Raw genomic sequence first — 20,362 nt, forward strand, 5'->3', positions numbered from 1 at the left:
TACTTCACTTACCTGCATGAAGCCCGCCGCCCAAGACCCCCTGGCTCAGCTTACTGAGATTCGCGCCATCATGGAACGCAGCTCGCGCTTCCTGTCGCTGAGCGGCTTGAGTGGGGTAGGAGCGGGCGTGGTGGCGCTGGTGGGCACAGCCGTGGGCAATTACTACCTGACCATTCGGGCGCTGCAACACAACTACCGCGAGCTGGCCCAGAGCACCGTAAGCGAGCGCTGGCAGATGCTTCCATTCCTGCTGGGGCTATCGCTGGCCATGATAGGCGCGGCGCTGCTGGTAGCCGCGTTTTTTACGCTGCGCCGCACCCGGCGCGAGGGCTGCGCTCACTCTGGACGGCCCCCGCCCGGCGCTTGCTGGCCGCCCTGCTCATTCCGCTGGCCGCGGGCGGGCTTTTCTGCCTCAAGCTCTACCTCACGGGCGCCCCTGAGCTGGTAATCCCCGGCATGCTGGTATTCTACGGGCTGGCTTTGCTCAACGGCAGCAAGTATACCCTGGATGAGATTAAATACCTGGGCCTTTGGCAAGTAGGCCTGGGCCTGGTGGCCGTGCTGCTGCCCGAGTATGGCCTGCTGCTGTTCGGGCTGGGCTTTGGCCTGGGGCACATCTTCTATGGCCTGCTGCTGTATAATCGTTATGAGCGCCCAAGCCGGGCGAACTTTACCGCCTAGTGAAGTACGCCATCCACACTCTCAACAAAGCTTTTGACCACCGGGTACGCCTCGGCGTAATGGCGGTGCTGTTGGCCAACGAACTGGTGAGCTTCAATGACTTAAAAGAAAGCCTCGACCTCACCGATGGGAACCTGGCCTCGCACGTTTCGGCCCTCGAAAAAGCAGGCTATGTGCTGGTTAGCAAGCAGTTTATTGGGAAAAAGCCGAATACGACCTACACCGCCACGGCGGCGGGTAAGCAAGCCTTTCAGGAGCATTTGGCCGCGCTGGAGAAGTTGTTGCGTGGGTAGTGCTACGCTAATAAGCAGTAATGTTAAGAAGCTCCCGTATTCAGCACCCAACAAATCAGGCCGCTACAAGCGGTTTTTTTACCATTCTTTACTTTGCATAACAAAGTTCTTTCAATATGAACCCATCCATTTCCTGGGGCGCGAAAGCCCCCGCTGCCGCGCCGGCTTTCCGGCTCTCCGTGCTGCTAAGCAGCCTGCTGGCTTCGGCCACCGTGCTGAGCGATTATTTGTTCTGGCACGAGTCGACCGGGATGAATGTGCTGGCTTACATGGTGTTTCTGGTGGGAGCACACCTGGTAGTGCTGCCGCGCCACGCGCCAGTACGGCGCACGCTGAGGTTTTGGGTAGCGGTGCTGGGCTGCGTAGGGAGCGGGGCGTTGGTAGCCTGGTACGGCTCGGGGCAGCCATGCTGGCGGCGCTGGCTTCGGGCTTGCTGCTGGTGGGGCTGGTAAACCAGCCATCGCTGCAGCTGGTGGCCTCGGCGGTGCTCACGGCGGCCCTGGGCGTGCTGCCGGCCGTGGCGGCGGTGCTGGGCAGCGTGCGAGCGCCCGGCCAGGTAGGGCCACAGCTGCGGCGCGCGTGGTTTTATGGACGCTTGCTGCTGGTACCACTGCTGGCGCTGGGAATATTTCAGGTCTTATTTGCGGTGGCAAATCCGCAGTATGGCGCGCTTTCGGCCCGCTTGTGGGCAGTGCTGGCCGACTGGCTGGCGCGGCTATTGGATACTATCTCGGTGCCGCACCTGCTTTTTCTGGTGCTGTGTGGGGTGGGGGCGGCGGGCGCGCTGGTAACGGTGCCCGTGCATATTCTGAGCGACCGGGAGGCCCGTTTTGGGGAGTTTGTGCGGCGGCAGCGCGACCGGGTGGCCTCGCTGGGCGTGCGGCGGCCCGATTTTGGGCTCACTACCCGGCGGCTGCCCGACCTGCGCAAGGAGTGGCTGGCGGCCGTGGTGAGCTTTGGCCTGCTCAATGGCCTACTACTGGTAGTGAACATGGTAGATATCCGCTGGCTCTGGTTTGGCTTCGTGCCCGCGACGGGCTTCGACCTCACGCAGTTTGTGCACGAGGGGACTTACGTACTGATTTTCAGTATTCTGCTGGCGGCCGGCATCATGCTGTGGTTTTTTCGGCGCAATCTAAATTTCTACCAGCCGGGCCTGCCGCTGCTGCGCTGGGGCGCTACGCTGTGGGTGGTGCAGAATGTGGTGCTGGCCGGGTCGGTAGCGCTGCGCAATTACTACTATATCAGCTATACCGGGCTGGCCTACAAGCGAATCGGGGTGTATGCCTTTCTGCTGCTCACGGTATTCGGACTGGGCACGCTGCTGCTCAAAATCTGGCAGCGGCGCTCGGCGTTCAGCCTCGTGCGCCTCAATTCGTGGGCGGCTTATGCGGTAGTACTGCTACTGGCGGCCGGCAACTGGGAAATCTGGATTGCCGACTACAACCTGCAAGCCCGCTTTCCACGCCTGGATATAGGCTTTTTGCTGAATATGCCGCCCCGCGTGCTACCCGTGCTGGCCGCCCGCGCGGTGCTGATTAGCCAGGCCAAAGAGCTGGTCGTGGAAGATGAGTACGGCGTTTTCCGGCCCTGAGTCCGGCCGCCGCGCAGCAGCTGCTCCGTGCCCGCCTGGCCGGGTTCCGGGCCGGGTACCCGGCCCGGAACTGGCAGAGCCGGACCATCGCGGCCGGGCAGGCCTACGAGGAGCTGACCGCTCGCCTTGGGCCACCTGCCGGAGCAGCCGACCTGGTTCGGAAGTAAGATTTTTTAGCTATTGCCATGAAAGTCAAGCTCATTTTGCCCGCGCTCACCGAGGCCACCAACCCGTACTGGCGGCCCATCAAGTACTCGCTGTTTCCGCCGCTGGGGCTGGCTACGCTGGCCGCTTACCTGCCGCCCGACTGGGACGCCGATATGCAGGACGAGCACGTCGAGCCGCTGCGCCTCGACGATGCGCCCGACCTGGTCGTCATCCAGGTGTACATCACCAATGCGTACCGGGCCTACGCGCTGGCCGACCACTACCGCGCGCAGGGTGCCTATGTGTGCCTGGGCGGCCTGCACGTAACGAGCCTGCCCGACGAGGCCGCGCCCCATGCCGATAGTATTTTTCTGGGGCCGGGCGAGGAGACGTTCCCGGCGTTTCTGGCCGACTGGCGGGCCGGCCATGCCCGGCCGCGCTACGTATCGGGAGCGGGGCGCACACTGGTGGGCGTGCCACCTATCCGGCGCGACCTCATCAAGCGCGAGCGCTACCTCGTGCCCAACTCGCTTGTGGTGACGCGCGGCTGCCCGCACCACTGCGATTTTTGCTACAAGGATGCCTTTTTTGCCGGTGGCAAGTCGTTTTATACCCAAACCGTGGACGACGCGCTGGCCGAGATAAACCGCCTGCCCGGCCGCCACCTCTACTTTCTCGACGACCACCTGCTGGGCAATGTGCGCTTCGCAGCCGGCCTCTTCGAGGGAATGCGCGGCCTGGGCCGGCTGTTTCAGGGCGCAGCCACAGTGGATAGCATTCTGCGCGACAATGGCTTGCTGGAAAAGGCGGCGCAGGCAGGTTTGCGCAGCTTGTTCGTGGGCTTTGAGACGCTGAGCCCGGCGAATCTGAAAGCGAGCAACAAGCCCCAAAACCTGGGGCGCGACTACGCGGCGGCTATCCGCCGGCTGCACGACTTGGGGATTATGGTGAACGGCAGCTTCGTGTTTGGGCTCGACGACGACCGGCCCAGCGTGTTCGACCGCACTGTGGAATGGGCAGTAAAGCAGGGAATTACTACGGCGACTTTCCACATTGCCACGCCTTATCCGGGCACGGCGCTTTTTCAGCAGATGGAAGCCCAGGGCCGCCTGCTGCACCGTCGCTGGAATGAGTATGACACCCGCACGGTGGTGTGCCGGCCGGGGCCGTACCTCACCGCCCGCCAGCTCAAAAACGGCTATGACCAGGCTTACCGCGACTTCTATTCCTGGCCGAATATCACCCGCGCCAGCCTCGTGCACGACACCCTGCGCCACCAGCTCAAGCACTTCGCCTACGCCGGCGGCTGGAAAAAATTTGAGCCACTCTGGAATTTCGTCATCAAAACCCGCCACCTCGATACCATGCGCCCGCTGCTCGAAGGCATCCTAAGCAAGGTGCGCGGCGCCGACGAAAAGGCCGGGCATGGCGCCGCCCCGCTAGCCCCGAAAGCGCCGCGCCTGAACTGCTGCTGAAGCTGCCAGTGCTGCACTAGATTCCTTTTTCTTCCTGTCATGCTTACAAAGCAAGCAGCTTACCCGCACTGTTTGGGTGGAGTGCACCAACCTATCTAATAGCCTTTCTGAGCAAAGAAACTTATGCGCAACCCCTTTGAAAAGCCGCACTCACCGGGGCAGTGGCTGTTAGGCAGTATATGCTGGGCAGTTGCTTGTATTGGTGCGTGGGTAATTATTGGTTATACGTCAGAAATTCAATCTGTTAAAATGACCGGCCCAATCCTGTATGGGTGTTTCTGGCCTTTGCATTTCATGATTTGGTGGCAGGCGGTACGGGGTGGGTTGTACTGGCTACGAGCTTCACAAGTTGGTGGATGGCTTCTTAATCTAACCATTACGCTGTGGCTTTTTATTGTAGTTGTTTTTCAAGTAGCTGCCTTAATAGCAGTCACACTGATAACCGTATTTGCAGTGACTTGCTGGCGAGGAAAATGCATTGATTGGTAAGATATATAAATTCTAAATCCATGAACTTCGCCGACATCAAAACCTATTTCCAGGCTAACCACGCCCGCTTTGCCGACCTGGCCTGGGACGACCCGCATCAGCTCGGCCCGGCCGAGCTGCGGGCCGTGCGCGCTTCCCTCCAGACGTTTCAGCGCGGCGAGGGCACCGGTGGCGCCCACCTTACCGCTCTGGCCGGGCAGGTCGGCGATGCCGACTATGCGGCGGCCATGCAGCTTTTCATTCAGGAAAAGGAAGGCCACGCGGCCCTGCTGGGCCGGTTTATGGACCGGCAAGGCATCCCGCGCCTGGAAAGGAACTGGCTGCACGCAGTTTTTCGGAGCCTGGGCCGGTCGCTGGGGCTGGTACATATGGTGCGCGTAATATTGACGGCCGAGGTAGTAGTCACCGTTTACTACCGCGCCCTGTTCAATGCCACGTACTCGGGCTTTTGCAGCAGATTTGCCGCCGCATGCTGCTCGATAAGGAGCTGCACCTCGTCTTTCATTGCCTGGCCGTCCGGCAGCTGTCGCCCCGGCGCAACCGACTGAGCGCCTGGCTCTGGCGGCAAGCCTACCGCGCGCTGCTGGCGGGCACGGCGCTGGTCGTGTACGCCACCAACCGGCGCACGCTGCTGGCCGGTGGCTACGGCCTGCTGAGCTTCTGCGCGGCGATTGCCGACGAGTATGCCCGCATCGAGCAGATGCAGCGGCCCACCGGCCTGCTGGCCCTGCGCGGCGGGGCAGTGCCGGCGGCCGGTCCGCCGACTGAGCTGGTAGGCGCCTGGCAGTGGCCGGCGCAGCTGGTACGCCCGACCCGGTAGGCAGCAGGCAGCATCGCAAAAGATAAGCACGCTCAACACCAGGCTACCACAAGGGCCGCCGGGCAACCAGAGCAGTTTCCAAATCCGGGTACCGGGCGGGCTGCCGGCTTTTGGCCGGCTGTCCGCTCGTCGTTCGCGCCGCTCGTTCTGGTACCGGGCGGGCTGCCAGCCAATCTGTACCCGGACCGGAAATTTGCGCTAAATTGAATGAAGCTGCTGATTTTTTATCCTATGCGAAACTGGTAAAAGGACAAAAACCAACGCAACGTTTGAAACCTGCTTGTGGGCACCAGGTAACTTTTGCCTGGTTTATTCGTCAAACATTTGTAACTTCAGTTCAACTAGGGATAGTTGAGTTTCGGCTACCCCGTTGGCTCAAAAATTTGCTACTGCGCGCTTCGCCAGTATCTTGCCTGCGCTTCAACGCCCTGCCCCATGCCCGCTCTTCCGCCACCCTGCCCCGTGCCAAGCGCCTTTCCCGGGTGGGGCGGGCTATTGGCGCGTTGCAGCTGTTTAAAGAAACGCTGACCATTGTGCTGCTGGGCCTGCCGCTACTCTGGCAGCAGCCGCTGCTGGCTCCGGCGGCCCTGCCGGGGCTGGTGCTCTACCTGGCGCGCTGGGTGATGGTGCTGGGCCGGATGCGGCGGCGGGCAGCTGCTCTCATCTGGGGGTTCACGTTTGTGGATGAGCTGTGGGGCCTGAGCCTATACCTGCACGCCTACGACGCGCCCACCGCCCGGCAGCTGCGTTATCTGGATTGGAGCTACGGCCTGGGGCTGGTCTGCACGCTGGCTGGTCTGCTCGAAATCGGCTACCGCTACTATCGGGAGCGAATTGGCCGGCGGGCACTGATGCGCACGGCTTAGCGTTGCGGCTGGCTGGTATCTTTGCCTTTCCCTGCCCCTGATTTGCCGTTCATGGCCGACGAAACTATTCCGCCTGCTGCCCCCGATTCTCTACCCACCCGCCCTTCGGGTGCTTCTCGTAAGCGCCCCGGCCGGGGCACGCGCCGCCTGGTGCGCATTGCCTGGGCCATCTTTTTTATCAGCGCAGGCTTTTTTCTGGTGTATCCGCTGCTGGTGCGCAGCAATTTCCTGTTCTTGTTTGGCAAGTCGCCGAGCCTCGAAGAATTAGAAAACCCCAAGGTGGAGCAGGCATCGGAGGTGTTCACTTCCGATGGCGTGCTCATCGGCCGCTATTTCCGCGAGAACCGCTCGCCGGTACCGCTCAATCAGATTTCGCCCTGGCTGGTGAAGGCGCTTATTGCCACCGAGGACGCCCGCTACTACCAGCATTCGGGCATCGACGCGCCCTCGCTAGTGTCAACTTTTTACTACGGCCTGCGGGGCGATAAGCGCGGCGGCTCTACTATCAGCCAGCAGCTGGCCAAGAACTTATACAAAACCCGGCGCGGCGAAAGCCAGGGCGGACTCAGCCACATTCCGGGCGTGGGCACGGTGGTGGCCAAAACCAAGGAGTGGATAACGGCCGTGGAGCTGGAGCGCCGCTACACCAAGGAAGAGATTCTGCGGATGTACCTCAATACCGTGGAGTACGGCTCCAACGCCTTCGGTATTAAGGTAGCGGCCAAGACGTTTTTCAGCACCACGCCCGACAGCCTGACGCCCGTTCAGGCGGCCACGCTTATCGGGGTGCTGAATAATCCAACGGCCTTCAATCCGCGGTTTCACCCGGCCGCTTCGCGCCACCGGCGCAATGTGGTGCTGCAGCGTATGGGCCAGGCCGGCGACCTGAAGCCTGCCGAAGTGAAAGCCCTGCAGGCCGAGCCTATTGTGCTTGACTATCAGATTGAAAAGCATGTCGATGGCCCCGATACGTATTTTCGGGGTGCCATCAGCCAGGCCGTGAACCACTGGTGCGAGGCCCACGGCTACGACATGTACCGCGACGGCCTGCGCATTTATACTACCATCGATTCGCGCATGCAGGACCACGCCGAGCAGGCTGTGCACCAGCGTATGAAAATGCTGCAGCAGCAGTTTGATAACTTCTGGCGCAACAAGGGCCAGAACCCCTGGGTGGACGAGGAAGGCCACGAAATCCCCGACTTCATCGAAACCCAGATGCGGCGCACCCAGAGCTACAAGGCATTGGCGGCTCGCTACCACGGCCAGCCCGCCCGCCTCGATTCGGCCCTGCACGCCAAGCGGCCGATGAAGGTGTTTACCTGGAAAAAAACCGACGGTGATACCACGCTGGTACTGTCGCCGCTCGATTCACTGGCCTATTACAAGCATTTTCTGCAGGCCGGCATGATGACGATGGACCCCTTCACAGGCTCCATCAAGGCCTGGGTAGGCGGCCTAGATTATCGCTTTTTCCAGTACGACCACGTGAAGCAAGGCAAGCGCCAGGCCGGCTCCACGTTCAAGCCTTTTGTGTACCTCACGGCGCTGGATAACGGCTACTCGCCCTGCGACCGCATCCGCGACCAGCGCGTGACGATAAAATACATCGAAAACGGCAAGCCCATGGAGTGGCAGCCCGATAACGTGACGCGCGAATATACCGGAATCAATATGACGCTGCGTTCAGCCATGGCCCGCTCGGTAAACTCCGTTACGGCCCAGCTCACCGAGAAGGTAGGCTGGGGCAAGGTGGCCGACTACGCGCACAAAGTGGGCATTACCAGCCCGCTGCTGCCGGTGCCCAGCATCGGCCTGGGCTCGGCCGGCGACGTGAGCGTGTACGAGATGGTAGATGCCTACGCTACCTTCCTCAACAACGGCTTTCGGTCCGAGCCCCGCATTATTACCCGCATCGAGGACCGCAATGGCAACGTTATCCAGCAGTTTGACCCCGTGCAGAAGCGCGCCATCTCGCCCGAAACGGCCTGGCTGATGACCTACATGCTGCGCGGAGGCATGGAGGAGCCGGGCGGCACCTCGCAGGGCCTCTGGGACTTCCAGGACCTGTGGCGTAAAGACAACCAGATTGGCGGCAAAACCGGCACCACTTCCAACTATTCCGACGGCTGGTACATGGGCCTCACCAAAGACCTGGTGAGCGGCGTGTGGGTGGGCGGTGAAGACCGCAGCATTCACTTTTTCCGCTCGCAGCAGGGCGAGGGCGGCCGCATGGCCCTGCCCATCTTCGGCCGCTACATGGAAACAATTTACAAGGATAAAAGCCTGAACTACGACTACGGCCCTTTCCCCAAGCCGCCCTCCAAAATCAACCGCAAGTACGTGTGCTACACCGAATACGAGCCGCGCCACCGCGAGTCGGCCAAGGATACTGTGGCAGCCGATAATCTACTGGAGCAGCTGAACGGGGGCGGGAAGGACAGCGTGCGCTAGCGACCTGTCTGGGTAGACGAGGAGCCTGTTCAGGAAATAGCAAAAACCCAAAAAGAACGTCATGCTGAACGCAGTGAAGCATCTCTGCCGCATCGTTGGATGAAGCGGCAGAGATGCTTCACTGCGTTCAGCATGACCGCAAAACAACTTTCTGCACTGCTTCCGTATCCAACTGAAAGCGCCCGGCCCGCACGTACGTGCAGGCCGGGCGCTCTTCGTAAAAAACGCAGCTGAAAGCTACTGACGCTCGACCGCCGTGGCGGTGCTGGCCGTAACCGGCGCGGCGGCCGATTTGGCCGAGGTGTAGGCGGGGCAGGTCTGGCGGTTGCAGGCGCCGAGGCCGAGGGTGGCGGCCCCAATGGCGAGGATAAGGAGCTTTTTCATAAAAAGGTAGTGGTTGACGAAGACGCAGTTAGGTTTCAAAGGTACGAGTGACGGGCGGTTGCCAGGTATGCCTGGGCGCGGTTTCTGGAAAAAGTGCTTTCCAGCCTGGGCAACTTCCTAACCGCTTGATTTATTATGAGGTATAGCCCAGAATTTTCAGCATACTGGCCGCTTCCTGTTTGGGCGCGAAGACGGTATCGGTGAGCGTGTCATCGGCGGCGCGGTCCAGGATGACGTGCTTGGGCGCCGGAATCAGGCAGTGCTTGATGCCGCCGTAGCCGCTCAGGCTTTCCTGGTAGGCGCCGGTGTGGAAGAAGCCCACGTAGATGGGCTCGGCGGTAGTTGGTTGATTGCGAGCAGGTTGCAGCTGCGGCAGAAAGGTCTGGTAGATGTGCTTCTCCGAGTTATAGTAGTCCTGCGAGTCGCAGGTGAGGCCGCCGAGCTGGATTTTGCGGTAGGGGCGGTTCCAGCCGTTGAGCGCCAGCATGATAAAGCGCTGGTTCAGGGCCCAGGTATCGGGCAGGTTGGTGATGAACGAGCCGTCAATCATGTACCACAACTCCTTGTCATTCTGCAATTTCTCATCCAGGATAGAGTAAATCGTAGCCCCGCTTTCGCCCACCGTGAAGATGCCGAACTCAGTGAAGATATTCGGCTCCGGCACACCTTCCTCGGCGCAGATACGCTGAATGGTGCGCAGAATTTCGGCAATCATGTACGGGTAGTCGTACTCCAGCTGAATCGAAGTCTGGATGGGCAGCCCGCCGCCGATGTCGATGGTTTGCAGCGTGGGGCAGATTTTGCGCAGCTCGCAGTATTTGTGAATAAAGCGGCTCAGCTCCGACCAGTAATACGACGTGTCCTTGATGCCCGTGCTGATAAAATAATGCAGCATCGTTAGCTCAAAGCGCGGGTCGCTCTTGATTTTCTGCTCGTAGAGCGGCACCGCGTCGGCGTAGCGGATGCCCAGGCGCGAAGTATAAAATTGAAAGCGCGGCTCCTCATCGGAGGCCAGGCGCAAACCCAGGTTGGTTTTGGTGTTGACGTGCGCGTGGTAGTAGTCGATTTCGTTGGGCGAGTCGAGAATGGGCAGGCAGTTCACAAACCCATCGTTGATGAGGTCGGAGATAGCCGCCTTGTATTCTTCGGTCTTGAACCCGTTGCAGATGATATACTTATCCTTGCCAAACTTGCCGTGCTCAAACAGCGAGCGGATAATGCTAATATCGAACCACGACGATGTTTCGAGGTGCACGTCGTTCTTCAGCGCCTCGTCGAGCACGAAGCGGAAGTGCGACGATTTGGTGCAGTAGGCGTACGAATACGAGCCCGTGTAACCCGTCTGAGCAATGCCGTCGGCAAACCACTGCTTGGCCCGCTGAATCTGGGAGCTTATTTTAGGCAGGTAGGTGAGGCGTAGCGGCGTGCCGTGTTTCTCTACCAGCGCCATGAGGTCGATACCGTGGAAGCGCAGCTCATTGGCTTGCACCGTAAAATCGGCCGTGGGAAAATCGAAAGTCTGGGAAATCAGGTCGTGATAAGTATCCATCGAGGCGGAAAAACGGCAAATAATCCCGACCTTTGCGGCGGGCAGGTCAAAAGTACCGCCGGGGCCGGAAACGACCGGCCCGCACGCATCGGACTCCGGTGAAAGGAAGCGACATGGCTACGGCGGGTTTCCGCCGCAAGGCAGCGCACGCCAGTGGCCCCTCGGGGCGGCGGGCGTCACGATGCAGCCCATTTTAGTCGCTTTCCATTTCCCACCCGATGAAACGCATCAAGCTTATTGAAGTCCGCTCCGAACTGGGCGCCGGCACGCGGGGCGCCAGCCTGGGCCCCGACGCCCTGCGTGTAGCCTGCCTCAACAAAGGTTCCGACTATTTCCGGCGCTACAACTCCGTGGTCACGCAGGACCTCAACCACGTGCTGTTTGAGAAAAACCACTTTGCCTACGCCAAGCACATAGATTCCATCTATACGGTGCAGAAAGGCATCGCCAGCGCCGTGGAGCAGACGCTGCGCTTCGGCGAGTTTCCGCTGGTGCTGGCCGGTGACCACAGCAGCGCCAACGCCACTATTGCCGGCATCAAAGCGGCGTATCCCCATAAAACGCTGGGGTTATCTGGATAGATGCGCACGCCGATATTCACTCGCCCTACACTACGCCCAGTGGCAACGTGCACGGCATGCCCCTAGCGGCGGCCCTCAACGAGGATAACCTGCCCTGCCAGCGCAACCAGCCCGACGCCGAAACCGAGTTTTTCTGGCGGCGGCTACAAAATCTGGCCGAGCCCGGCCCCAAACTGCGGCCTGAGCACCTGGTGTACGTAGCCGTGCGCGATATCGAAGGAGAGGAGAACGCCGTTATCGAGCGGCTGAATATCAAGTGGATAAAGCTGCCCGAGATTCAGGCCAAAGGCTCGCGCCAACTGGTGCGCGAGATTTATGAGCACCTGCGCTTCTGCGACTTGGTGTACATTTCCTTTGATGTCGATAGCCTCGATTCGGAGTTCAGCAAGGGCACCGGCACACCGGTTGAGAAGGGCCTATACCTGTCGGAAGCCGAAAACCTGTGCCAGGACCTGCTGGAAAACGAGCGGGTTATCTGCTTCGAAATGGTCGAAATCAACCCCACGCTCGATAATGAGAACACGATGGCCAAAAATGCCTTTAATATTCTCGAAAAAGCCACGGCGGCCATTGAGCGGCGGCTGCGCCTGGAAGAGGTGGTGAGCCGGTAAGCAGCGAGCAGAATGCGTAAGTCTGCGCTGCTGCGCTGCGTACCTTTGCCCTCGTGCAACAGCTTGAACAAACCCTAAAAACCGCCCTGCAAGCGGCCGCCCAGGCCGTTTTCAATCAGGAGATTCCCGCCGCCAGCCTCGTACTCCAGCCCACGCGCAAGGAGTTTGCCGGCAGCTTTACCCTCGTCACGTTTCCGCTCACCAAAGCCTTTGGCAAAGGCCCGGAGCAAATCGGCCAGGCCCTGGGCGAGTGGCTGAAGGCCCACGTGCCCACCGTGAGCGGCTACAACGTAGTAAAGGGTTTTTTGAATATTGAAATCGCCGATGCCGAGTGGCTCAAGCTATTTGGTGAGCTCTACCGCCAGCCGGCCGGTACGCCGGTGCCCACCGGCGGCCCGCAGCGGGTGGTGGTCGAGTACTCGTCGCCCAACACCAACAAGCCCCTGCACCTGGGCCACCTGCGCAACAACTTCCTGGGCTACAGCGTGGCCGAGATTCTGAAAGCTACCGGCGCCACCGTCACCAAGGCCAACCTGGTAAACGACCGGGGCATCCACATCTGCAAGTCGATGATTGCCTACCAGCGTTTCGGCCACGGCGAAACGCCGGAGAGCGCGGGCATCAAAGGCGACCACCTGGCTGGCAAGTACTACGTACTGTTCGAGAAGCACTACCGCGAAGAAATAAAGCAGCTCGAAGCCGAAGGCGTAGCGAATGAAATCGCCAAAAAACAAGCCCCGCTGATGCTCGAAGCGCAACAGATGCTGCAAGCCTGGGAGGCCGGCGACGAGGACGTGATGGCCCTCTGGCACCGCATGAACGGCTGGGTGTACGATGGCTTCAACGCTACCTACGCGAACATCGGCGTTGATTTCGACAAGTTTTACTACGAGTCGGGAACTTACCTGCTGGGCAAGGAGCGCGTGGAGGAAGGCCTGCAAAAGGGCGTGTTCTTCAAGAAAGAAAACGGCTCGGTGTGGGTTGACCTGCAGGCCGAAGGCCTCGACGAAAAGCTGCTGCTGCGCGCCGACGGTACCAGCGTCTACATCACCCAGGACCTGGGCACGGCCGAGCTGAAATACCAGGATTTCGGCTACGACAGCAGCATCTACGTCATTGCCGACGAGCAGAACTACCACATGCAGGTGCTGCAAGCCACGCTCAAAAAGCTGGGCAAGCCCTACGCCGAGGCCATTCATCATCTCAGCTACGGCATGGTCGATTTGCCCTCGGGCAAGATGAAAAGCCGCGAAGGCACCGTGGTTGATGCCGATGAATTAGTGAAAGAAGTAGAGGAAGCCGCCAAAGCAGCTACCCTTGAAAAAGGCAAAACCGAAGGCCTGGGCGACGAAGAACTAACGCAGCTCTACCACACGCTGGGCCTGGGCGCACTGAAATACTACCTGCTGAAAGTGGACCCCAAAAAGCGCATGCTTTTCAACCCGAAGAATCGGTGCGGCTTGAGGGCGACACGGGTCCGTTTATTCAATATAGCTACGCGCGTATATCGTCTATCCGCCGCAAGGCTTTGGAGCAGGGTGTGGAAGAAATCAGCGATTTCAGCCAGCTAGGCGAGTTGCAACCCACTGAGCAGGAGCTGATTCAGCAGCTGGCCGGCTATGCGGGCGTGGTGGCCGAGGCGGCCCGCACGCTCTCGCCGGCCGTGGTGGCGCAGTATGCCTACGACGTAGCCAAGAGCTACAACCGCTTTTATACCGAAGTGCCGATTTTTGCCGAAACCGACGCTGCCAAGAAAGCTTTCCGGGTGGCGCTCTCGGCTAAAACGGCCGAAACCATCAAAACTACCCTCGGCCTGCTCGGTATCGAAGTGCCCGAGCGTATGTAATTATTCAAGACCCAAAAAAGAACGTCATGCTCATCTGGTGTCCGCTTGCCGAAGCATCTTTACCGCATCGTTGGATGAAGCGGCAGAGATGCTTCGGCAAGCGGACACCAGATGAGCATGACGTTCTTAGTTTGCTGATATTAAACAACTAATATGAAAAGCGTAGCAGTGTACTGCGGCTCCAGCAGCGGCAATCAGGAAATTTATACCCAGCAAGCCCAGGAGCTGGGCCGCGAGCTGGCCCGTCGGGGTATTACCCTCGTGTATGGCGGTGGCTGCGTGGGACTGATGGGCGTTATCGCCGATGCCGTGCTGGCCGAAGGCGGTAAGGTTATCGGGGTTATTCCCGGCTTCCTGGCCGATAAGGAGCTGGCGCACAAGGGCTGCACCGAATTGCACGTAGTCGAAACCATGCACCAGCGCAAATTGCTGATAGCCGACCTGGCCGAAGGCTTCATTGCCATGCCCGGCGGCTTCGGCACGCTCGAAGAGCTGTTTGAAGTGATGACCTGGGGCCAGTTGGGCCTGCACGGCAAGCCCGTTGCGTTGCTCAATGTAGCAGGCTTCTACGACCAGCTGCTTGGCCTCTGCGACCACATGGTGGGCGAAGGCTTTGTACGCACGGAAAACCGCAGCCAGGTAATACAAAATGCCAGCGCGGCCCCCCTGCTCGATGCCATGACCCAGTACCAGCCCCTGCGGCTGGAAAAATGGCTGACGCCGCAAAAGAGCTAGCCAGAATCAAGGATAAACCAAAGGTAAAAAAGAACGACAGGCTCAGCATGACGTTCTTCTGCTCACTGCTCACTGCTCACTGCTCACTACCTACCGCGCCAGCCGCAGCCCCGTAAACTGCCAGCGCTTATCGGCGTGGAAGAAATTGCGGTAGCTCACGCGGATATGGCTCTCGGGGGTGGCGCACGAGCCCCCGCGCAGCACCAGCTGGTTCAGCATAAACTTGCCGTTGTACTCGCCCAGCGCCCCGGCGGCGCGCTGATAGCCGGGGTAGGGGTGGTAGGCCGAATACGTCCACTCCCAGCAGTCGCCCAGCAGCTGGTGGCACTGGCTGGGGTCGGCGTCGGTGGCGAGCGGCTGCGGGTCGAAGTAGCCGGTTTCGAGCCAGTTGCCGCCCTGGGGCGTGGCCTGAAAGAAGCGGGCCGCGGTTTCCCATTCGGCCTCGGTGGGCAGGCGGGCACCGGCCCACTGGGCATACGCATCGGCTTCGTAGAAGCTGATGTGCGAGACGGGCGCCGCCAGCTTGAGCGGCTCCAGGCCGGTAGGGCCATAGCGCAGCCACTGGCCCTCCGCATTTTTCGACCAGTAGAGCGGGGCCGTCCAACCCTCGCGGCTAGCTAAATCCCAGCCCTCGCCGAGCCAGAACTGAAACTGCTGGTAGCCGCCCGCCTCGATAAATTGCAGATAGTCGGCGTTGGTCACGAGTCGGTTTTGCAGCTCGAAAGGCGCTACCAGTACCTCATGCACTGGCAATTCGTTGTCAAATGAAAAGCCTGCTGCCTGGTGACCAATGCTGTAGATTCCGCCGGGCACCGGCAGCCAGGTAGCGGGCCGCGCCGTAGCGCCGGGGCTGGAAAAGTCGCCGGCCTCAGGGGAGGAAAAAACGGGTTTATTATATTCATTATTTTCTATATAAGCCGGTGCCAGCGGGTTGGTGCTCAGGATATATTTAATATCGGTTGCCAGCAGCTCCTGGTGCTGCTGCTCGTGGTGCAGGCCCAGCTCGACCAGCTCGGTGGCCGTGGGGGGAGTCCGCCCAGGCCAGCCAGCAGCATAGCCATGTGCTCGTCGACGTAGGCGCGGTAGCGATACACGTCGGCCAGCGGCGGGCGCGAGAGTGTACCGCGGTCGGCCCGATTTACCCTGGAGCCGAGCGAGTTGTAGTAAGAGTTGAATAAAAAGGCGTAATCGGGGTGAAATACCGCGTAGCCTGGCTGGAACTGCTTGAGCAGAAACGTCTCCCAAAACCAGGTAGTGTGGGCCAGGTGCCACTTGGGCGGGCTCACGTCGAGGGTAGGCTGCACCACGGTGTCTTCGGGCAGCAGGGCTGCACCAAAGCTACCGACTGCGCCCGCACGGCCTGATAATGAGCTGGTAAGCCTGCCACAGTGCCAGCGCCTACGGCCGGAGAGGAGAGAAGCGAAGAAGCAAAAGCCATAGACGAAAAAAAATGTGGCAGATGGGCCGCCCTTGTAACCGCGCCAGCCGGTGCAGGGTTGCGCGCCCCGGCCCAAAATCGGCCAGTTGGGCTGGCCCGGCCGCGTTCTGGTAAGCTGGTGGGCTGCAGGCAGCGGCATAAAATGAAAATAGACAAGAAAAAATTGGGTAGAAGGAATTTCCCGCATACTAAGCTGGTTTGCACTAGCCGCCGGTATTGGTGTCAATACAAACTGTTTTCTACTGCTCTCTTCTTTAGTAAGTCCTTTTCTATGAGTACGATTGGTGTTGATTTCACTGCGTCCGCTTCATTTTCTGCTAATCCTGCCAAGCAGCCTAAGCGCCCGGCCCGGCGCATTGGCGAAAAAAGCCGCCGCGGCTTCGCGGCTATGTCGCCCGAGCAGCAGCGGCGCATTGCCAGCGAGGGTGGCCGGGCTTCGCACGAGAGCGGCCGGGGTCACCGCTTTTCATCCGAAGAGGCTCGCGCTGCTGGCCGCAAAGGTGGCCAGATAAGCCGTCGCGGTCCCGGTAAGCCTGGTTCTGACGCCGTATAGGTCTGCTAGGCTGCACCTTTGCACCATGCTGACTCTAACCTACCAGCGGCGGGTGCTGCACTTTAACTTTCCGGCCCGCACCTCGCGCGGCGCGCTCAGCCAGCACGTAGCTTATTACCTTGGCCTGCACAACAAGCAGCAGCCCGGGGTAACGGGCTGGGGCGAAGCCGCGCCGCTCGAAGGTCTTAGCCCCGATTACAGGGCTGATTTTGAAGAGCTTGTTGCGCAATTTTGCCAGCAGTTCAATCAAGCCCGACATACTGGGCTAACGGCCGCCGAGGCCGCCGCGCTGGTGCCTGCCCAGTTGCCCGCCCTGCGCTTTGCCCTCGAAACCGCCGTGCTCGACCTGGCCGGTGGCGGGCGGCAGCAGCTGTATGCCAACGACTTTAGCCGGGGGCGGGCCGCCTTGCCCATCAATGGCCTGGTGTGGATGGGCGATGCCGCTTTCATGCGCGAGCAGATTAGGCAGAAGCTGGCCGCCGGCTACGGGTGCCTGAAAGTTAAAATCGGCAGCCTCGATTTTGCCACCGAGCTGGAGCTGCTGGCCGAGATAAGAGCCGAGGCCGGCCCCGCACAGCTGGTGTTGCGCGTGGATGCCAATGGTGCCTTTGCGCCCGCCGAGGCCCCTGCCAAGCTGGCTGCGCTGGCCCGCTTTCACATTCACTCCATCGAGCAGCCAATCAAAGCCGGGCAGTGGCCGGCGCTGGCTACGCTCTGCCGCGAGTCGCCCATCCCCATTGCGCTCGATGAGGAGCTGATTGGCCTCACCGAACCGGCCCGCCAGCAGGCCCTGCTTGATGAGGTGCGCCCGCCCTACCTGGTGCTCAAACCCACGCTGCTGGGAGGGCACGCTGCTACCCGCCGCTGGATAGCGCTGGCCGAAGCCCAGGGTATTGCCTGGTGGATAACCTCGGCGCTGGAATCCAACATCGGTCTCAACGCCGTGGCGCAGCTTACGGGCGAGTACGCGGTGGGTGATTTTGCCCAGGGCCTGGGCACCGGGCAGCTCTACCGCAACAACCTGGCGGCGCCGCTCACTATTGGTGCCGGGGCCCTGCGCTACGACCCGGCGGGCCACTGGCAGCATCCAGGATAGCCCCGGGTTTAGGAGCAGGTAGTGCCACATTTGCTGCGGTAAGTGCTGCCGAAAAGCTTACCAGTAAAGGGCTTGCTAAAGCTGCTAAACCGTTGTATATTTAGCCTTTCACAGGCTAAAGTATGCCGGGGGCCATGCGAGTGCGCGCGTTGTTTAGGTGGAGCTGCCCGTGCTGGGTAGGCTGGCGACTGATAGCTGCGCTTTTGCTGCTGTCGGCCGGCCCGCGCCTGTGCGCTGCCCAAACGGCTGGGGCCCCTTTTCGACTCACCAAGCCGGGCTGCCATAAGCTGCGGCTGCCCTTTACCTCCCAGCGCAACCTGCTCATTATATCGGCCTTCCTCAACGGCTGCGGGCCTTACAATTTTTTGCTCGATACCGGGGTAAGCGCCAGCCTGGTTACCGACCCGCAGCTGGCCGACTCGCTGGGCCTGATGCACGGAGCCCAGTACAAGCTGCTTGGCGTAGGTGGCACCGACAGTGGCCTGCGGGCTTATGAGGCGACCAATGTGCGTGTGAAAGTAGCCGGAGCCGAAGCCGCGGATATGAGTTGGCTCGTGCTCAGTAGCGATGTGCTCGACCTCTCGGGCTACGTGGGAATGCCCGTGCACGGCATTATTGGGGCCGACCTCTTTCGCTCGTTCGTGGTTACTATTTATTCGGCGCAGCAGCAGCTCGAGCTCTGTGACCCGGCCTACTACAAAGCCCCAAAGGCCGGCGCTGGACTACGCTGCCGCTTACCCTCGACAACAACAAGGCGTACTTAACGGCCAGCGTGCAGCAGCTTACGGCGGTTGCCGGGAGCACCGACCTGCCGCTGCGCCTGCTGCTCGATACCGGCGCGGGCCACGCGCTCAGCCTCGAAACGACTTCCGACCAGCGCCTGAGCCTGCCGCCTACCTGCCTGCGCACCGACCTGGGCCGGGGGCTCACGGGGCTTATCAGCGGTTCGCTGGGGCGGGTGGCCACCATGCACCTGGGGCGCTATCAGCTGCCGCAGGTCCTTACCTCGTTTCCCGACTCTACGCAGGTGCATGGCCGCCTCACCGGCACCGAGCGCTCGCGCAATGGCAGCCTGGGCTTTGAGGTCCTCAAGCGCTTCACGGCCGTTATCGACTATCCGCATGGCCGCCTGCTGCTGCGGCCCACTTCGGAGCTGCACGACCCTTTCGAGCACGATATGTGCGGCCTCGACCTGCTGGCGGCCGGGCCGGGCTACCATCGCTTTCTGGTGCAGCGCGTGGTGCCCGGCTCCCCGGCAGCCTCAGCTGGTATTATGGAAGGCGAAGAGCTGGTCAGTATCAATTTTATGCCACTCACGAATATTTCCATTACGGAGCTGAGCCGCTTGCTGCACTCGCAGGATGGCCGGGTGCTGTTTATGGTGCTGCGCCGCGCCGATGGCGAGCTGCACCCGGCCAGCGTAAAGCTCAAGCGGCAAATATGATTTTGCAGACTGACCCTCAGTCGTTCGTCGTTACAATCCTATCTTTCGCGGCTGCTTAATTTTCTGCTATGTCTGCCGCTGCCGTGCCCGATACCCTGCCCCCACCGCTTATCCGGGCCAATCAGCACATCTACAGCGATTATTTCCGGGAAGAGTTTACTCAGACGCTCGACGATAACATCCTGCAGCTGCTCGACCGGGTGTGGTTTCGCTCGCGGCTGGTGGGCTTTGAGCCGTTTCCGCAGCGCAACAACCCGGCCCGGCCGCTCATCTTTGCTTCCAATCATTCGGGCATGGCATTCCCCTGGGATGCCATTATCTCGCTCTCGCATCTGTGGCGCTACCTGCTGCGCACCCGTGGCACCCTGCGCGACCTGCCCCGGCCGCTATCGGCGCCCATGCTCTCAGCTACCAGGCTGATGAACCCCTATCTCATCACGGACTTCTGGAAGAAGTGCGGCAGCGTGGATGCCACCACGCTCAACTTCGAAACCATGATGTACTACCAGGACCATAACCTGATGCTTTACCCTGAGGGGTGCCGGGCATCGGCAAGGGCTTCAATCGCAAGTACCAGCTGCAGCGCCTGGCTACCAGTATGCTGAGGCTCAGTCTGATGCACGGCACCGATATTATGCCGTTTTACACCATCAACGCTGAGTACCTCAACCCCTACGCCTACAGCTTTGACTGGATAAACCGGCTGACCAAAAAAATCGGTATTCCGTTCCTGCCAATTACCTTGCTGCTGCTGCTGGTCATTATTCAGCCCTGGGCGTTTTACCTGGCTCTGCCCGCCCAGCTTACCTACGTAATGGGCACCCGTATCCGGCCCACCGAGCTTACCGCTAAAAAGCCCGACGAGCTGAGCCGCGACGAGCTGCTGGCCATCAGCGAGCAGATTCGACAGCGTATGCAGGGCGAAATGAATGCCGCCGTGGCCGCCCATGGCCAGCACCCGTACCGCTGGCGCGAGCTTTGGCAGCGCATGAAGGAAAACCGGCGCTTTTTTCCGTTTTTCCTGCCGTTCGCCTGGCCGGCCGTCTTTACCGAGTTTGAGCGCCGCTTCGTCAAAAACGGTGAGCGCGACTTTGATATGCAGCTCGATAAGCCGGGGGCGTTCTGGAAAATGATTTGGCGCAACCCGCTCATAATCGCCTATTTTATTCCGGTGCTGGGCTGGGTGCCACTGGCCATCAAAGGCTACCGGGATAATAAGCTGGGGGATAAAAAGCAGAAATAGTATTATAATATTATATATTATATAATATTATAAGTTCGTTGTATTCCTGCCCTCGGGTGTCAC

The 20,362-nt window shown here is 60.3% G+C and carries 24 protein-coding genes and 1 pseudogene; 21 read left to right on the top strand and 4 right to left on the bottom strand.

Features of this window, described 5'->3' with window-relative positions; translation table 11 throughout:
• Positions 1-16 precede the first annotated feature (16 nt).
• From GKZ67_RS22950 to GKZ67_RS02980, 11 genes are all read left to right on the top strand, one after another.
• Positions 17-448 (top strand): hypothetical protein, encoded by a 432-nt coding sequence (locus GKZ67_RS22950; protein ID WP_254245029.1) that lies wholly within the window; start codon positions 17-19, stop codon positions 446-448.
• Between the two features lie 8 nt (positions 449-456).
• Positions 457-681, top strand: coding sequence for a hypothetical protein (locus GKZ67_RS22955; RefSeq protein WP_254245030.1), 225 nt, complete (start codon positions 457-459; stop codon positions 679-681).
• Positions 681-974, top strand: a complete 294-nt coding sequence (locus GKZ67_RS02940) for a winged helix-turn-helix domain-containing protein (protein ID WP_151087780.1) — start codon at positions 681-683, stop codon at positions 972-974. The genes GKZ67_RS22955 and GKZ67_RS02940 overlap by 1 nt, the downstream gene beginning before the upstream one ends.
• 116 nt (positions 975-1,090) lie before the next feature.
• On the top strand, positions 1,091-1,426 hold the full coding sequence (locus GKZ67_RS02945; RefSeq protein WP_173241073.1) for a hypothetical protein: 336 nt from the start codon (positions 1,091-1,093) through the stop codon (positions 1,424-1,426).
• A complete protein-coding gene (locus GKZ67_RS02950; RefSeq protein ID WP_173241074.1) occupies positions 1,381-2,568 on the top strand; it encodes a DUF4173 domain-containing protein in 1,188 nt (395 codons plus the stop codon). The genes GKZ67_RS02945 and GKZ67_RS02950 overlap by 46 nt, the downstream gene beginning before the upstream one ends.
• Before the next feature lie 185 nt (positions 2,569-2,753).
• Positions 2,754-4,190, top strand: a complete 1,437-nt coding sequence (locus tag GKZ67_RS02955; protein ID WP_173241075.1) for a B12-binding domain-containing radical SAM protein — start codon at positions 2,754-2,756, stop codon at positions 4,188-4,190.
• Positions 4,191-4,313: 123 nt separating this feature from the next.
• Complete coding sequence (locus tag GKZ67_RS02960) at positions 4,314-4,679, top strand: hypothetical protein (RefSeq protein WP_173241076.1); 366 nt, start codon at positions 4,314-4,316, stop codon at positions 4,677-4,679.
• A 20-nt stretch (positions 4,680-4,699) separates the two neighbouring features.
• Positions 4,700-5,227 carry a hypothetical protein gene (locus GKZ67_RS02965; protein WP_173241077.1) on the top strand — a complete coding sequence of 176 codons (528 nt, stop codon included), beginning with the start codon at positions 4,700-4,702 and terminating at the stop codon, positions 5,225-5,227.
• Entirely contained in the window at positions 5,149-5,499 is a 351-nt protein-coding gene (locus GKZ67_RS02970) for a hypothetical protein (RefSeq protein ID WP_173241078.1), read from the top strand. Before GKZ67_RS02965 ends, GKZ67_RS02970 begins: the two co-directional genes overlap by 79 nt.
• A gap of 383 nt (positions 5,500-5,882) precedes the next feature.
• The gene (locus GKZ67_RS02975; protein WP_173241079.1) at positions 5,883-6,365 is read left to right on the top strand and encodes a hypothetical protein; all 483 of its coding nucleotides are present in this window, start codon (positions 5,883-5,885) and stop codon (positions 6,363-6,365) included.
• Between the two features lie 51 nt (positions 6,366-6,416).
• Positions 6,417-8,819 (top strand): transglycosylase domain-containing protein, encoded by a 2,403-nt coding sequence (locus GKZ67_RS02980; protein ID WP_173241080.1) that lies wholly within the window; start codon positions 6,417-6,419, stop codon positions 8,817-8,819.
• A gap of 237 nt (positions 8,820-9,056) precedes the next feature.
• Here the strand turns inward: GKZ67_RS02980 and GKZ67_RS02985 are convergent, their stop codons facing one another.
• The gene (locus tag GKZ67_RS02985; RefSeq protein WP_173241081.1) at positions 9,057-9,203 is read right to left on the bottom strand and encodes a hypothetical protein; all 147 of its coding nucleotides are present in this window, start codon (positions 9,201-9,203) and stop codon (positions 9,057-9,059) included.
• A gap of 133 nt (positions 9,204-9,336) precedes the next feature.
• Entirely contained in the window at positions 9,337-10,752 is a 1,416-nt protein-coding gene (locus GKZ67_RS02990; protein WP_173241082.1) for an arginine decarboxylase, read from the bottom strand.
• Between the two features lie 218 nt (positions 10,753-10,970).
• Here GKZ67_RS02990 and GKZ67_RS24290 point away from each other — a divergent pair, with 218 nt between their 5' ends.
• The 4 genes and pseudogenes from GKZ67_RS24290 to GKZ67_RS03005 all read left to right on the top strand — a co-directional run bounded on the left by GKZ67_RS24290 (position 10,971) and on the right by GKZ67_RS03005 (position 14,525).
• On the top strand, positions 10,971-11,333 hold the full coding sequence (locus tag GKZ67_RS24290; protein ID WP_317172219.1) for an arginase family protein: 363 nt from the start codon (positions 10,971-10,973) through the stop codon (positions 11,331-11,333).
• A 14-nt stretch (positions 11,334-11,347) separates the two neighbouring features.
• A complete protein-coding gene (locus GKZ67_RS24295; protein WP_317172291.1) occupies positions 11,348-11,944 on the top strand; it encodes an arginase family protein in 597 nt (198 codons plus the stop codon).
• A gap of 53 nt (positions 11,945-11,997) precedes the next feature.
• A pseudogene (gene argS, locus GKZ67_RS03000) lies at positions 11,998-13,790 on the top strand (arginine--tRNA ligase).
• 153 nt (positions 13,791-13,943) lie between these two features.
• Positions 13,944-14,525, top strand: a complete 582-nt coding sequence (locus GKZ67_RS03005) for a TIGR00730 family Rossman fold protein (protein WP_173241083.1) — start codon at positions 13,944-13,946, stop codon at positions 14,523-14,525.
• Positions 14,526-14,615: 90 nt separating this feature from the next.
• Here the strand turns inward: GKZ67_RS03005 and egtB are convergent, their stop codons facing one another.
• A complete protein-coding gene (gene egtB, locus GKZ67_RS03010) occupies positions 14,616-15,536 on the bottom strand; it encodes an ergothioneine biosynthesis protein EgtB (RefSeq protein WP_254245202.1) in 921 nt (306 codons plus the stop codon).
• Positions 15,464-15,832 carry a DinB family protein gene (locus tag GKZ67_RS22960; protein WP_254245203.1) on the bottom strand — a complete coding sequence of 123 codons (369 nt, stop codon included), beginning with the start codon at positions 15,830-15,832 and terminating at the stop codon, positions 15,464-15,466. Before GKZ67_RS22960 ends, egtB begins: the two co-directional genes overlap by 73 nt.
• 402 nt (positions 15,833-16,234) lie before the next feature.
• Here GKZ67_RS22960 and GKZ67_RS03015 point away from each other — a divergent pair, with 402 nt between their 5' ends.
• The 6 genes from GKZ67_RS03015 (at position 16,235) to GKZ67_RS03040 (ending at position 20,299) form a co-directional block, all read left to right on the top strand.
• Positions 16,235-16,516 carry a KGG domain-containing protein gene (locus GKZ67_RS03015; RefSeq protein WP_173241084.1) on the top strand — a complete coding sequence of 94 codons (282 nt, stop codon included), beginning with the start codon at positions 16,235-16,237 and terminating at the stop codon, positions 16,514-16,516.
• A 25-nt stretch (positions 16,517-16,541) separates the two neighbouring features.
• Entirely contained in the window at positions 16,542-17,612 is a 1,071-nt protein-coding gene (menC, locus tag GKZ67_RS03020; protein WP_173241085.1) for an o-succinylbenzoate synthase, read from the top strand.
• Between the two features lie 203 nt (positions 17,613-17,815).
• Positions 17,816-18,376 (top strand): aspartyl protease family protein, encoded by a 561-nt coding sequence (locus tag GKZ67_RS03025; protein WP_173241086.1) that lies wholly within the window; start codon positions 17,816-17,818, stop codon positions 18,374-18,376.
• A gap of 8 nt (positions 18,377-18,384) precedes the next feature.
• Positions 18,385-19,056: a PDZ domain-containing protein gene (locus tag GKZ67_RS03030; RefSeq protein ID WP_173241087.1), complete on the top strand. Its 672-nt coding sequence runs from the start codon at positions 18,385-18,387 to the stop codon at positions 19,054-19,056.
• Between the two features lie 68 nt (positions 19,057-19,124).
• On the top strand, positions 19,125-19,661 hold the full coding sequence (locus tag GKZ67_RS03035) for a hypothetical protein (RefSeq protein WP_173241088.1): 537 nt from the start codon (positions 19,125-19,127) through the stop codon (positions 19,659-19,661).
• Positions 19,595-20,299 carry a hypothetical protein gene (locus tag GKZ67_RS03040; protein ID WP_173241089.1) on the top strand — a complete coding sequence of 235 codons (705 nt, stop codon included), beginning with the start codon at positions 19,595-19,597 and terminating at the stop codon, positions 20,297-20,299. The genes GKZ67_RS03035 and GKZ67_RS03040 overlap by 67 nt, the downstream gene beginning before the upstream one ends.
• Positions 20,300-20,362: the final 63 nt, after the last annotated feature.

It is taken from the genome of Hymenobacter sp. BRD67, assembly GCF_013256425.1.
GTDB lineage: Bacteria > Bacteroidota > Bacteroidia > Cytophagales > Hymenobacteraceae > Hymenobacter.

Coding starts and splice junctions, on each gene's coding strand:
- GKZ67_RS22950 (WP_254245029.1), top strand. CDS start 17: ATGAAGCCCGCCGCCCAAGACCCCCTGGCTCAGCTTACTGAGATTCGC.
- GKZ67_RS22955 (WP_254245030.1), top strand. CDS start 457: ATGCTGGTATTCTACGGGCTGGCTTTGCTCAACGGCAGCAAGTATACC.
- GKZ67_RS02945 (WP_173241073.1), top strand. CDS start 1,091: ATGAACCCATCCATTTCCTGGGGCGCGAAAGCCCCCGCTGCCGCGCCG.
- GKZ67_RS02950 (WP_173241074.1), top strand. CDS start 1,381: ATGCTGGCGGCGCTGGCTTCGGGCTTGCTGCTGGTGGGGCTGGTAAAC.
- GKZ67_RS02955 (WP_173241075.1), top strand. CDS start 2,754: ATGAAAGTCAAGCTCATTTTGCCCGCGCTCACCGAGGCCACCAACCCG.
- GKZ67_RS02960 (WP_173241076.1), top strand. CDS start 4,314: ATGCGCAACCCCTTTGAAAAGCCGCACTCACCGGGGCAGTGGCTGTTA.
- GKZ67_RS02965 (WP_173241077.1), top strand. CDS start 4,700: ATGAACTTCGCCGACATCAAAACCTATTTCCAGGCTAACCACGCCCGC.
- GKZ67_RS02970 (WP_173241078.1), top strand. CDS start 5,149: ATGCTGCTCGATAAGGAGCTGCACCTCGTCTTTCATTGCCTGGCCGTC.
- GKZ67_RS02980 (WP_173241080.1), top strand. CDS start 6,417: ATGGCCGACGAAACTATTCCGCCTGCTGCCCCCGATTCTCTACCCACC.
- GKZ67_RS02985 (WP_173241081.1), bottom strand. CDS start 9,203: ATGAAAAAGCTCCTTATCCTCGCCATTGGGGCCGCCACCCTCGGCCTC.
- GKZ67_RS02990 (WP_173241082.1), bottom strand. CDS start 10,752: ATGGATACTTATCACGACCTGATTTCCCAGACTTTCGATTTTCCCACG.
- GKZ67_RS24290 (WP_317172219.1), top strand. CDS start 10,971: ATGAAACGCATCAAGCTTATTGAAGTCCGCTCCGAACTGGGCGCCGGC.
- GKZ67_RS03005 (WP_173241083.1), top strand. CDS start 13,944: ATGAAAAGCGTAGCAGTGTACTGCGGCTCCAGCAGCGGCAATCAGGAA.
- GKZ67_RS03015 (WP_173241084.1), top strand. CDS start 16,235: ATGAGTACGATTGGTGTTGATTTCACTGCGTCCGCTTCATTTTCTGCT.
- menC (WP_173241085.1), top strand. CDS start 16,542: ATGCTGACTCTAACCTACCAGCGGCGGGTGCTGCACTTTAACTTTCCG.
- GKZ67_RS03035 (WP_173241088.1), top strand. CDS start 19,125: ATGTCTGCCGCTGCCGTGCCCGATACCCTGCCCCCACCGCTTATCCGG.